Source organism: Clostridium guangxiense, assembly GCF_021043395.1.
GTDB classification, from domain to species: domain Bacteria; phylum Bacillota; class Clostridia; order Clostridiales; family Clostridiaceae; genus Clostridium_S; species Clostridium_S guangxiense.
This window is the reverse complement of record NZ_JAJNKE010000035.1, coordinates 1-12,596: the sequence shown is the minus strand read 5'-3', so window position 1 is coordinate 12,596 and position 12,596 is coordinate 1. Positions and strand designations below refer to the sequence as shown.

The window sequence follows — 12,596 nt, the reverse complement described above, 5'->3', positions numbered from 1 at the left end:
GAATTTTGTGAAGAACATTAATATTGCATAAATAATAAATTTTCAAAATCTTTCAATAAGGGAGTGTGATACTTTTTTAACGAAATTTTCCGGAATAATTAAAATGTTTTAACAAAGGAGTGTGTATAACATGAATTCTTATTTTGTTATCTATGGCGTTGTAATTATTTCTATTTTAGCTATTATTTATTTTGCTAAATTTATCTTTAACCAAGACAAAGGCACAAAAAGTATGCAAGAAATCTCAAATGCAATAAGCGAAGGTGCTATGGCTTTTCTTAAAAGACAATATAAAACTATTGCAATGCTTTCTGTACTATTATTAGTTGTAATCGTTTTGGCGAATTACTTAGGGAACTCCTCTAAAGGCTCTTCCTCTGCACTCAGTATAGCCCTACGTACAGGTGTTGCTTTTATAGTTGGTGCGTTGTGTTCAGCACTTTCTGGATACATTGGTATGTACATGGCTGTTAACTCTAACATAAGAGCCGCCGCTGGTGCAAAAAAAGGTCTTAATAAAGCCCTTCAAATAGCCTTAAAAGGCGGTGCTGTTACAGGACTTGCTGTTACTACTCTTTCTTTATTTGGTGTAGCCACTTTATTTTTACTTTATGGTGGTATGTCAAGCGATGTTAATATCATTAAAGAAGCTCCATCTCTAATTGTAGGTTTTGGATTTGGTGCCTCCTTTGTCGCTCTTTTTGCACAACTTGGTGGTGGAATATATACAAAAGCTGCCGATGTAGGTGCCGATCTTGTTGGAAAAGTAGAAGCTGGAATACCTGAAGATGACCCTAGAAATCCTGCCGTTATAGCCGACCTTGTTGGCGATAATGTTGGTGACTGCGCTGGTAGAGGTGCTGATCTTTTTGAATCTACCGCTGCAGAGAACATAGGTGCAATGATCTTAGGTGTTGCCTTATATCCTGTATTTGGAATAAAAGGCATATTATTTCCACTTGTTGCTCGTGCCTTAGGTATAATTACATCTATAATAGGCATATTTCTTGTTAAGGTTAAAGATGACAATGACGACCCTATGAAATCACTTGAAGTTGGATATGTTATAACCTCTATATTAAATTTGATTTTGTTAATATTTGTTGTTAAATTTATGCTAAGTGGACTAAATGGTAATGTTAATTATTGGCTGCTGTACGGATGTGCTGTGACAGGTATAATTTTAAGTATCATATTTGTAGTAGTTACAAATTACTATACTTCAATAAACAAAAGACCTGTAAAAGAAATATCAGAAGCATGCGAAACAGGTGCAGGCACAAATATTATTAAAGGTATATCTGTAGGAATGGAATCTACTGCATTACCGGTAGTATTTATATCTTTAGCTATATTTATAGCTTACAAGTTAGGTTCTGCTGCACTTCCTGGAACTGCAAATGCTGGTCTTTACGGAACAGCTATAGCTACTATGGGAATGCTTTCAAGCTGTGCTTATATACTTGCAATGGACACTTTTGGACCTATTACAGATAACGCAGGTGGAATAACTGAAATGTCTGGTGCTCCAGAAGAGATAAGAATTGTAACCGACAGATTAGATGCTTGCGGTAATACGACAAAAGCTCTTACAAAAGGATATGCCGTTGGTTCAGCTGCTCTTGCTACCTTCTTATTATTCTCTGCTTATCTAGATGAAGTAAAAAAAATACTTGGCAAACCTTTAAGCTCTTGGTTCGCTATAGATATTGGAAAACCAGAAGTATTTATAGCTGCTTTTATAGGTGCCATGATAGTATTTCTCTTTAGTTCCACTGCCATAAGAGCCGTTGGTAATGCAGCACAATATGTAATTTTAGAAGTAAGAAGACAATTTAAAGAAATACCTGGAATAATGGAAGGGAAAGCAAAACCTGATTATGCTAAATGTGTTGACATAGTTACTAAAGGTGCTTTAAAAGAGATGATTCTTCCTGGAATAATAGTTGTAATTACTCCTATTATTATAGGTATTCTTTTAGGTAAGGAAGCAGCTGGTGGTTTTCTTCTCGTAACTACTATAGCTGGTGTAGTTATGGCTTTATTCTTAAACAACGGTGGTGGTGCATGGGATAATGCAAAAAAACTTATTGAACTTGGAGCGCATGGAGGTAAAAACTCTGAAGCTCACAAGGCAGCCGTTGTTGGAGATACTGTAGGCGATCCATTTAAAGATACTGCTGGTCCTTCACTTCACGTATTAATCAAGCTAGTAAGTACTTTGACATTAGTATTTATTTCGTTATTTAGATAACGAAAAAGGGATGTATGGAATTAAATTTTTCCATACATCCTTTTTTCGCATGTTAATATTATCGAAATGCAATTTGAGCATTTTAACTGCTTATTTTAATGATATTACTGTAAATCGCTATAATTTTCTTGCTTTGATTACAAATGTTACAGGAAGCATTTTGGCTTTTTTAGCAAAGTCATTATCCTTATATAATTGAATAATCTCATCATCAGATTCTTCAATCATTTCATCAATGACAAATCCTGCTTTTGCTAATGCATTGACATAAGTTGATAGCTTGCGATCCGATAAAGATATTGCACCTCCTTCAAGAGGTACAGAGTACCAAGATTCATCAAAATAACTTTTTTTAAAAGAAAGCAAATCATTTTCGATAGCAACGCATTTATGTATTGGGTGAGACCAACTAAAAATAAATACACCATCTTTTTTTAGGTAAGAAGCAATCCTGCAAAAAGTACCTTCAAGATCAGTAGTCCAACCCACACCGTAAACAGAATAAACATAGTCAAAATAATCTACAGGTATTCCACAATCTTCTTCCATTGGTGAACAGATCAACTTTGCAGAAAAACCATTCAATGATAAATACTTCCTAGCTTTTTCTATTTGCTTTTCAGAAATATCTATCCCCCATAGTTCAGAAGCTTCGCGGTCTCCATGATATTTTAGAGAATGCCCAGTTCCGCAGCATATCTCTAACAACTTTTTGCCTGCTACATCGCCAAAAAGATGACATTTTTCCTCCGAAACAAATGCTCCATATTTAGGAAGTGCAGTTGTACCTATAACTTCATTTCCTTTAGTGTCCCAAAAAGAACTGTTAGTTTTATGAATATTGTTTTTATCCATATCAACCGAAATGGCATAGCCAACCTCTCCAGCACCTATAATGTTAGTTCTATGATTAGGATTCTTTTTCATACCGTTTCCCTCCATCAATATTAGTTTAAAGGTCAGGCGTGGAAATGTTTTTATAGCTCTCTCCTCGTTCCGAACCAAAGATGGCGCTATTCCGTGAAATCTGCTGAATACTCTTGAAAAAGCTGCTTGAGAATCATATCCATAACGTATAGCAACATCAATTAGTCTTTTTTCTATCAACGTAAAACCACTTGGTAAAGCCAATGCATCACATAATTGTATCAGCTTGTCATAATCATTTAACTTAACCTTATTAAAAAAATCATAAGCAAACTTATACTCATTATCCCTGCAACTTTTATTTATAATCTCTTCAATATCGTTAATACTGTTAGATGGACAAAAATGTGTCATACAAATTTTTGCTAACAAAGTATATCCTAATTCTTCATAATACTTATATCCACCTATCTTCCCATTTATATGCACCATCTTATTACTATTAATGAGTATCAATTATTTATTTGTACTTAGTTTATAAAAATTTATGCCTAAAATTCCGTAGGTACGGAGGAATTTTTTCCTTGTACTACCGTGGGAGCAAAGTAACAATGCTGAAGGAACAGTTTAAAAAAATTCTAATAAATCTTGGTTCAAAAATTGGAAAATGCTTAGATATTTCAATTGTCTGAGCATCCCTTCAGCGAGTTATTGAAATATCTTAGTATTTTATAATTTTTGAACCTTAGATTTATAGAATTTATTATTAAAAGTCCTTCTATATTATTCTAGAAGGATAATGGGATTACATCCCAAACCCCGCGTATGTGTATGTGACGAAGCATTGTTACTTTGCATTATCTTTTTTTCATGCCGCAACAGCCACTCTTTTCTCCACAGTCCCCCTGCATATCCAACAAGTTTTCCACTGGAACCTATAACCCTATGACATGGTATTACTATTGCTATTTTATTTTTATTATTTGCATTTCCAACAGCCCTTGACGCTTTTTCATTTCCAATAAGCTTTGCAATTTCACCATAAGTTGCAACCTTTCCATATGGTATTCTTATAAGCTCCCCCCATACTTTCTTTTGAAAATCTGTGCCATTCAAAAATAAATTCAAATTAAATTCTTTTCTTTTTCCTTTAAAATACTCATCAAGTTCCTTTAAAGCTTCTAAAATCAAGTCTGATTCTGAATAATCATTTTCCTTTTGCGATACAAAGTCTAAACCTAACAAGCTTTTTTCATCTGTCGATATTTTTATTATTCCAATTGGTGATTCATAATAAGCAAATTTCATAATATTTTATTACCTTTCTCATAAAAATTAATATAATTATATACTATTTTAAAAGGTTATTCTATAATATAAAAAAACTACTCTTAAATCAGTGCACAGTTCACAATGCACAGTGATGGTTGATTTTCTTCCGTTCCACTACAGAAAATCTTAAACTTAATGCTGACGCCAGTTAGAGAGAGCACATAAATTCCTTCGTTCACTAAGGGTGAACAGCATTTGTTTTTATATAATTTTAGATTTGTCTGACGTGAGGAAGATAAATCATGCTTCACTGTGAACTGTGCATTGTGAATTGTGAACTAAACAAACATTACTTGTAAATCTTACTATACAGATTTTAAAACTTTCATGTAATTTTAATATACCTATAAGAAGGGGGCATTCCAATGAATAATTTATCAGTAAAAGAATTTGGGGCAAATTTAAACAAATTAGTCGTATACAGAAATCTATTAAAAGATCCTGTTTTCACTATTTTAAAAAAATTAATTGATGAGGTTTGTTTAACTAATGGAAACAAAGATGAAATTATAAATCTTTATTATGAATTAAACTATAATTTAATTTCTTGCTCAGAAAAGTCAGGTTTAAACGGAAACTTATTAAAAGCATACATAATAGATTCCATAATAAAATCTAAAAATTTCTTTACAAAGGCTTGTGAGAAATATGGTGCAAATCTAGAAATAAGCCTTTATAGTGCAGCATTAAACGATATGGAAATACTCTATAACCTTACTAAATTAGATATTAAAAGTACATTAGATTTAGATGATAGTTTAACTCAAAATTATATTCCAACTTTAACAAAACCATCTATAAACATGTTTGAGATCAAAAAGAATAATATATTAAATTCCACTTCTCCTAGGGATATGCTTGAAAACATCGTAGAGTACTACTTTGAAATAGGTTCTGGTGAAATGTGCGATAACATAGCTTTTATGTGGAAAGATGGGCTTGTTGGTGTTAAGGATTACGATTATGTTGAGTTTTCAGATATTGTTGGATATAAATATCAAAAAGAAACTCTTATAAAAAACACAGAAGCTTTTATAAGTGGACACTCTGCAAATAACGTTCTTTTAATAGGTGCTCGTGGTACTGGAAAATCGTCTTCTGTTAAAGCACTAGCTACAGAATACTATGAAAAAGGTCTTAGACTAATTGAAATAACAAAAAACCAACTTTTATGCTTTCCTGAAATACTTACGGAACTTAAAAGCCGCGGAAAATACTTTATTGTATTTATAGATGATCTTTCCTTTGAAGAAGGCGAAATTGAATATAAACAAATGAAATCCTTCTTAGATGGCGGAATAGAAAAAATTCCTTCTAATGTTTTAGTTTATGCAACTTCAAACAGAAGACACTTAATAAAGGAAACCTGGAGTGATAGAAATCAAGTTGGTGAAGAAGAAATCCACAGTTCTGATACTGTAAATGAAAAGTTATCTCTTTCAGATAGATTTGGCATAAAACTCACTTATATATCTCCAAACCAAAATGAATATTTTAAAATAGTTGAAGAATTAGCTAAAAAACATAATCTTAATATTCCTGTGGAAACTTTAAGAAGTGAAGCTGTAAAATGGGCTGCTTCTCAAAATGGACGCTCTGGAAGAACAGCTAAACAATTTATAAATTCGCTGTCAGAATAAGTAAATAACAGTATAGGGATAGCTAACTTGGAATATTAAAATTAGTACCATCAAATTCATCCCGTTAAACTGGAATTTGTGAAGTAATATTAGAACTAACCCAAAAGGTAAAAGCTAACAACTATTTTTTGTTAGCTTTTACCTTTGATACTATCTCTGGAACCATTTTAAGAATTTTGTCTAAATTGATTTTATCATTTACAGGAAGAGTATTTACCTCATCATTTCTTATTACCACAATGGCATTTGGACTAATTCTTGCACCGGTACAAAATCCACTGCCCTTTTTATTATTGTGAATTACTCTGTTAGTGTTATTGGACCTGCCACAACCTAAAATAACTTTACTTATGGGCACTAATATAACTTCCCCTATGGCTATTGGTTTTCCTGCAATTATTTCTGTTTTTAAGGATTTTTCAAGTCCTGTAAATAAATTATCTAAATCTCCTTTTATATTCATTTCCATTTAAAATTCCTCCATGAATTCCACTTATATCCCCTTAGCCTTTTTATCTATTAATTATATCCACAAAATATATATTTATCCTAATAAATTGCAAATTGTACTCTGTACCCTGCCCTAGCTATTATACGGTTTAACTGCAAACCTAACTATGCTTATTATAAGTAGTATTCCTCCTATAGAGAATAAACAAATTACATCTCTAATGAGATATTGAAATCCAACACCTTTTGTTATAATACCTCTTAATATATCTATAAAATAAGTCAGTGGTAGTATGCTGCTTATAATCTGAACAAATTTAGGCATAGCTTCTATTGGAAATACAAAACCAGAAAGAAGAACACTTGGAAGTAAAACTAATATTGTAAGCTGCATAGCTTGAAGCTGTGTTTTTGAAACAGTGGATATTAAAATTCCTATAGCAAGTGCACATATTACAAACCCTGCACCAAGTAGTAGCAGCAGTGGCAGACTCCCATTTATAGGTACATTAAACCATACAAGTCCCAAAGCAAGTGAAAATAAGAAATCTACAAATCCTATAAAAATATATGGAACAAGTTTACCAAAGATAATTTCCGGAGATTTAAGTGGTGAAACCGTCAACTGTTCAATTGTGCCCCTTTCACGCTCCCTTACTAGTGCAAATGCTGTTAAAAGTATAGTTATATTTTGCATTATAAGTCCTATTAAACCTGGTATCGTAAAGTTTTGATTCTTTAAATCTGGATTATACAATACTTTTGTATTTACACTAACCCCTTCATTTGATACCTTGAAATTAGCCTTTTCACTTAATTCTTGAAGCTTGCTTACCCCATACTGCTGACCTGACAAAACTCCACTGCTAAAAACGGTCCTTGCCGTTGTAGGATCTGATCCATCAACAAGAAGCTGCACATCCGTTTTTTCTTTGTTTTGAAGTTTTGTTGAAAAATCTGGTGGAATAATAAGAGCTGAGTGCACCTTGCCTTCATCAATACTTTCATTTACTTTATCAATGCTGTGTTCCCTTGAAACAATATTAAAATAACCTGTATTTTCAAAACTTTGTATAAGTTCTCTGCTCTCTACTGAATTACTCTGATCAATCACCGTCATTGATATATTATTTAACTCTGTATTGACTGCATATCCAAATAAAAGTATCATAACTATTGGCATCATAATTGCAATTCCAAAGCTTGCTTTATCACGTTTAAGCTGAATTACTTCCTTTTTTATTATAGAAAGAAATCTTTGCATATTCATATTTAAGCCCCCTTTCTTATTTCCCTATCATCTTTTTGAGCTCTTCAAAGGAGTTTTCTACTTTTTCATTAGTCGTTCTTTCTACATATCTTATAAACACATCTTCAATATTTTTAACTCCTTCTCTTTCAATTAGTTCCTTTGGAGTTCCTGTAGCCATAAGTTTACTATTAAATATAAAAGCAAGCATATCACAGCTAGCAGCTTCATCCATATAATGTGTTGTCACAAGTACTGTTATTCCTTCACGAGCAAGTGTAAATATCATCTGCCAAAATATTCTCCTAGATACAGGATCAACTGCTGAAGTTGGTTCATCTAAAATTAAAATTTCTGGTCTGTGAATAAGTGCACATCCTAAAGCAAGCCTTTGCTTCCATCCTCCGGATAAAGTGCCTGTAATATTTTTTTCTCTTCCATTTAGTCCAGCCATGGTTACAATATATTTTTTTCTTTCTTCCCTTTCCTTTTTACCAAGCCCATAAATCCCAGCATAGAAATTTAAATTTTCATCCACAGTTAAGTCTTCATATAAACTAAACTTCTGAGACATATATCCTATCTTAGCCTTTACCTCTGCTTTAGATTTTCTAACATCATTTCCAAGCACATAGGCTGTTCCTTCAGTAGGTGATATAACTCCACAAAGCATTTTTATAACTGTAGATTTCCCGGAACCATTAGGACCAATAAATCCATATACTTTACCCTTGGGAACATTGAAACTTATATTATCAACTGCAGTAAGGTTTCCAAACTTTTTAGTTAGTCCCTTTATCTCTATTGCATTCATTTTTATCATCTCCCTCTACTTAACTTCAACATCCATTAAAGTTCCAGGAGTATAATTTAGATCACTAGGGATTTTAACTTTAACTTCAAATACCATTCCTTGTTTATCTTCTTTTGTCTCTGTATTCTTAGGCGTAAACTCAGCTTCAGGAGATATAAAAATCACCTCACCTGTTCCAACTTTTTTATCATTATAATACAAATTTAATTTGTTATTTAGCTTTATATCACCGCGCTTTGACTGTTCAACATATATTTTTATATACCTATTATCAACATCAAGAACCTTTGCTATATTTCCACCCTGCTGAACTACTTCCCCTTCGTTAACAAGTACATCTGAAATCACACCACTTTGATAATTTTTAACCTCGCATTTTGATATATTTAAATTTACTAAATCCAATGTTGCTTGTGCCTGTTTTACTGCACCTTCCACTTGTTTTTTCTTATTATCATCAACGCTTTGTGGCAAACTATCAAAATTTGCCTTTGCAGTTTCAAGGGAGCCTTCTGCCTGGCTCCTCTGAATTTTATACGCATCAGAATTTATATTAGCTACAACTTCATCCTTGTTAATTTTATTTCCTTCTTCAACATTCAATTTATCAATTTTTCCGCTAACTTCTGAAGTTACATAAACACTTTTACATTCTACTGTGCCTGTATACTTATTTTTGTCACCTGTCTTATTTGTGCATGCTGTTAAGCTAAAACATACAATTACTGCAAGGGCAAATACTACCTTTTTATTTTTCATTCCCTTCATCACCTTTCCTTACTATTCCATTTAGAAATACCTCTACCATTTCATCTACCTGCTGTTCTTTGCTAATTGTTATTAATTCAGGAAAAACCGTACTTTGAACTACATATGCAAATACGCTAGCAATCATAGTTCTTCCAACTACCATTGGATCGACATCCTTAAACAAATCTTTGAGCTTACTTTTATCAATATAATCAAATAAAATATCTTTGCCTACTAAGATTATATTTTCTTTAAAAGCTTCTTTTAAGTCATCTTGATATTGAATTTCAGTAAACACAATTTTGAAAAGTTCTTTATTCTTTTCAAGTAAATCAATTCTATCTAGCATTATTAATTTAAGTATTTCCTTTAAATCTTTATCTTTATTTTTTTCTATTAACTTACCTAATCTTCTAGCTATAATATTTTTACCTATAGTTTTTGAAGAAAGTATTACTATCTTAGCAAGCAAAGTTTTTTTGTTTTTAAAATACCTAAATAAAGTTCCCTCAGCTATACCAGCCTCCTTGGAAATTTCGCTTGTTGTTGCCGCATTATATCCCTTTTCAGAAAAAATCTTAATTGCGGCATCTAATATTTGCTGCTCCCTATTTTCTGATGCTTTTCTTACCATAAGCAATTATCATCCCTACTAAAATTTTTTATTAATGAGTGAGTGCTCACTTATATTATATTCCTCCTTTGGATAATGTCAACCAGCTTTAATGCAATTTTACAATTAACTTTTATATTTTTTCAATATATTAAGAAAATATGACAATAACCCACATCTTAAGATGCAGGCTATTTTAAATTATTATATAATTTAATCCACAAGTTTTAAAATTTTCAGTTAATTATGCACATTTTTCATAGCTTATCCACATTTGTTGTGGATATCTCATAATAGCATGTGAATATCTAAAAATCTATACACATTTTTTTCTATGATAAAACACATTTTTCCCGGAAATACACCATTATTTGACCATATTATATAGACACAGCCTGTGGATAAAATAATGCACAAATTTGTCTATATTCCTGGAACTCATTAATGATATAAATTTTATCAATCTTCTCTTAAAACATAGTCTTCACTCCAATGACAACCATTTCAACACATCTTGTATTTTTTTATCCCAAAAGCCCCATTCATGAATTCCTCTTTCTTCTTTGTATGTGTAATCATAATTAAGCTGCTTCATAAATTCTCTAAACTTAACATTGTCTTGATATAAAAAATCTTCTGTACCACAGCATTGATATATTCTTGGTTTTTCACAGTTCTTTTCTGAAAGTTCCTTAGCCAAATGAAATAAATCATGCTTACTTCCCTTAATATTAGTAAAATCTCCTAAAATACTCTGAATCTCATCTGCCGTCATAATAGAATTATGCGGATCTTTTTTCGTATCTTCATAAGTCCTAACGATATCAGTAACTCCAGATAAGCTTGCTGCTGCAGCATACTTTTCTGGACAACTCAAAGCAATTTTAAGTGCACCATACCCACCCATTGAAAGACCAGCTATAAATGTATCTTCTCTCTTATCGGATATATGAAAAAACTGCTGCATTAATTCTGGAAGCTCCTCAGTAATAAATGTGAAATACTTACATCCATGTGCCATGTCCGTATAGAAACTTCTTCCTCCATTTGGCATAACAACAATCAAGTTTTTTTCTGAGACATATCTTTCTATAGAAGTTCTTCTAATCCAAGTGCTTTCATCATCTGACAATCCATGCAAAAGATATAAAACAGAAGAATTTCCATTAGCTTTTGCTCCACCCATACCTATTTGAGTTTTAGTATTCTGAGGAAGTATAACCTTAGCAGATGTCGATAATCCCAAAATCTCAGAATAAAATTTGCAATCAATAAGTGCCATAAATTTTCACCTCATTTATATATTTAACTTAAGTACTATTTATAATATACCATAATTATAAATCATCTACCAAAGTACTTGCCTTCGCATATGCTGTAGATTTTGCTTCAAAAAAGTCAGTCTTTACTGAATTTGCATCAGAATAAGTATCCACCCAAACGGCTGGATTTTCATCATATCCTTCATACAAAGATTCAAATCCAATTGCCTCAAGTCTTTTATTTCCAAGATATTTTATATAATCCTCTATAAGCTTTTTGTTTAACCCCTGAATTTCGTCACCTATTACATAGTGTCCCCATGCAATTTCATGTTCTACACCAGTTTTAAGCATATCTCTTAATTCCTTTTTAATTTCCTTTGTGAACATCTGTGGTTCTTCCCTTTGGAGTTCTTTTATAATATTTCTGAATAGCCATAAATGCGTATTTTCATCCCTGTTTATATACCTTATTTCCTGTGCTGAACCTGGCATTTTACCATTTCTCTCAAGATTATAAAAAAACATAAAACCTGAGTAAAAATAAATGCCCTCAAGTATGTAATTTCCCATTATTGTTTTTAAAAAATTCTTCTCGTTAGGGGTTTCAACAAAGTTATTATATATATCTCCTATAAACTTATTTCTATTAAGTAGTATATTGTCATCTTTCCACTGAAATAATATTTCATTTCTCTTCTCTGGAGAACATATTGTGTCAAGCATATAACTGTAGCTTTGAGAATGTACTGCTTCCTGAAATGCCTGAATAGTAAGACATAAATTAACCTCACTTGCTGTAATGTAATTATTTATATTTCCAAGATTGGCCGTTTGAACAGAATCAAGGAATATAAGAAATGAAAGTATTTTATCATAAGCTGTTTTCTCCCCTTCGGTAAGCTTCCCATAGTCCTTTAAATCCTGAGCTAAATTCACCTCTTCTGGTATCCAAAAGTTATTCATAGCCTGCCTATACCAGTCTGAAACCCATGTATATTTCATATTATTAAAATCATTTAAATTAGTAGTATTTCCATTCACCATTCTCTTTTTAGCTGTTTCCGTATCACCATTTTCATTGAACAACGGTTTTCTATTTATATACACTTAATCTACCTCCTTATTTATAATAAACATTTGAAACTTAAAAATTGCAAACTTAAATTTTATCCTGACAAACTGGAAGTTGTGAAGTAATAATGCTTCGTCGCGTTAAAAAAATCCTATAAATCTAAGGCTTAAAAATTGTAAAATACTAAGAAATTTCAATAACTCGCATACGCTCAAACAGATTGAAATATCTAAGCATTTTACAATTTTTAAACCAAGATTTATTAGAATTTTTTTAAACCGTTCCTTCAG

11 protein-coding genes are annotated in these 12,596 nt (G+C 31.9%); 2 read left to right on the top strand and 9 right to left on the bottom strand.

What is annotated here, in order from left to right; all coding sequences use genetic code 11:
* Window positions 1-130: 130 nt before the first annotated feature.
* Window positions 131-2,254: a sodium-translocating pyrophosphatase gene (locus LQK79_RS16275; RefSeq protein ID WP_231017205.1), complete on the top strand. Its 2,124-nt coding sequence runs from the start codon at window positions 131-133 to the stop codon at window positions 2,252-2,254.
* A 117-nt stretch (window positions 2,255-2,371) separates the two neighbouring features.
* Here LQK79_RS16275 and LQK79_RS16270 read toward each other — a convergent pair whose 3' ends face one another.
* On the bottom strand, window positions 2,372-3,613 hold the full coding sequence (locus LQK79_RS16270; RefSeq protein ID WP_231017204.1) for a methyltransferase domain-containing protein: 1,242 nt from the start codon (window positions 3,611-3,613) through the stop codon (window positions 2,372-2,374).
* A gap of 291 nt (window positions 3,614-3,904) precedes the next feature.
* Window positions 3,905-4,429: a methylated-DNA--[protein]-cysteine S-methyltransferase gene (locus tag LQK79_RS16265; protein WP_231017203.1), complete on the bottom strand. Its 525-nt coding sequence runs from the start codon at window positions 4,427-4,429 to the stop codon at window positions 3,905-3,907.
* A gap of 389 nt (window positions 4,430-4,818) precedes the next feature.
* Here LQK79_RS16265 and LQK79_RS16260 point away from each other — a divergent pair, with 389 nt between their 5' ends.
* A complete protein-coding gene (locus LQK79_RS16260; protein WP_053242968.1) occupies window positions 4,819-6,093 on the top strand; it encodes an ATP-binding protein in 1,275 nt (424 codons plus the stop codon).
* A 121-nt stretch (window positions 6,094-6,214) separates the two neighbouring features.
* Here LQK79_RS16260 and LQK79_RS16255 read toward each other — a convergent pair whose 3' ends face one another.
* From LQK79_RS16255 to LQK79_RS16225, 7 genes are all read right to left on the bottom strand, one after another.
* On the bottom strand, window positions 6,215-6,562 hold the full coding sequence (locus LQK79_RS16255) for a GerW family sporulation protein (protein ID WP_053242967.1): 348 nt from the start codon (window positions 6,560-6,562) through the stop codon (window positions 6,215-6,217).
* Window positions 6,563-6,676: 114 nt separating this feature from the next.
* Window positions 6,677-7,813 carry an ABC transporter permease gene (locus tag LQK79_RS16250; protein ID WP_053242966.1) on the bottom strand — a complete coding sequence of 379 codons (1,137 nt, stop codon included), beginning with the start codon at window positions 7,811-7,813 and terminating at the stop codon, window positions 6,677-6,679.
* Between the two features lie 16 nt (window positions 7,814-7,829).
* Window positions 7,830-8,606, bottom strand: a complete 777-nt coding sequence (locus tag LQK79_RS16245) for an ABC transporter ATP-binding protein (RefSeq protein ID WP_053242965.1) — start codon at window positions 8,604-8,606, stop codon at window positions 7,830-7,832.
* Window positions 8,607-8,621: 15 nt separating this feature from the next.
* Window positions 8,622-9,365, bottom strand: a complete 744-nt coding sequence (locus LQK79_RS16240) for an HlyD family secretion protein (protein WP_231017202.1) — start codon at window positions 9,363-9,365, stop codon at window positions 8,622-8,624.
* Window positions 9,355-9,990, bottom strand: a complete 636-nt coding sequence (locus LQK79_RS16235; protein ID WP_231017201.1) for a TetR/AcrR family transcriptional regulator — start codon at window positions 9,988-9,990, stop codon at window positions 9,355-9,357. The genes LQK79_RS16240 and LQK79_RS16235 overlap by 11 nt, the downstream gene beginning before the upstream one ends.
* A 463-nt stretch (window positions 9,991-10,453) precedes the next feature.
* On the bottom strand, window positions 10,454-11,251 hold the full coding sequence (locus tag LQK79_RS16230; protein ID WP_231017200.1) for an alpha/beta hydrolase: 798 nt from the start codon (window positions 11,249-11,251) through the stop codon (window positions 10,454-10,456).
* Window positions 11,252-11,306: 55 nt separating this feature from the next.
* Entirely contained in the window at window positions 11,307-12,341 is a 1,035-nt protein-coding gene (locus tag LQK79_RS16225; RefSeq protein WP_231017199.1) for a ribonucleotide-diphosphate reductase subunit beta, read from the bottom strand.
* Window positions 12,342-12,596 lie beyond the last annotated feature (255 nt).

Coding starts and splice junctions, on each gene's coding strand:
- LQK79_RS16240 (WP_231017202.1), bottom strand. CDS start 9,365: ATGAAAAATAAAAAGGTAGTATTTGCCCTTGCAGTAATTGTATGTTTT.
- LQK79_RS16235 (WP_231017201.1), bottom strand. CDS start 9,990: ATGGTAAGAAAAGCATCAGAAAATAGGGAGCAGCAAATATTAGATGCC.
- LQK79_RS16230 (WP_231017200.1), bottom strand. CDS start 11,251: ATGGCACTTATTGATTGCAAATTTTATTCTGAGATTTTGGGATTATCG.
- LQK79_RS16255 (WP_053242967.1), bottom strand. CDS start 6,562: ATGGAAATGAATATAAAAGGAGATTTAGATAATTTATTTACAGGACTT.
- LQK79_RS16265 (WP_231017203.1), bottom strand. CDS start 4,429: ATGAAATTTGCTTATTATGAATCACCAATTGGAATAATAAAAATATCG.
- LQK79_RS16250 (WP_053242966.1), bottom strand. CDS start 7,813: ATGAATATGCAAAGATTTCTTTCTATAATAAAAAAGGAAGTAATTCAG.
- LQK79_RS16270 (WP_231017204.1), bottom strand. CDS start 3,613: ATGGTGCATATAAATGGGAAGATAGGTGGATATAAGTATTATGAAGAA.
- LQK79_RS16245 (WP_053242965.1), bottom strand. CDS start 8,606: ATGAATGCAATAGAGATAAAGGGACTAACTAAAAAGTTTGGAAACCTT.
- LQK79_RS16260 (WP_053242968.1), top strand. CDS start 4,819: ATGAATAATTTATCAGTAAAAGAATTTGGGGCAAATTTAAACAAATTA.
- LQK79_RS16275 (WP_231017205.1), top strand. CDS start 131: ATGAATTCTTATTTTGTTATCTATGGCGTTGTAATTATTTCTATTTTA.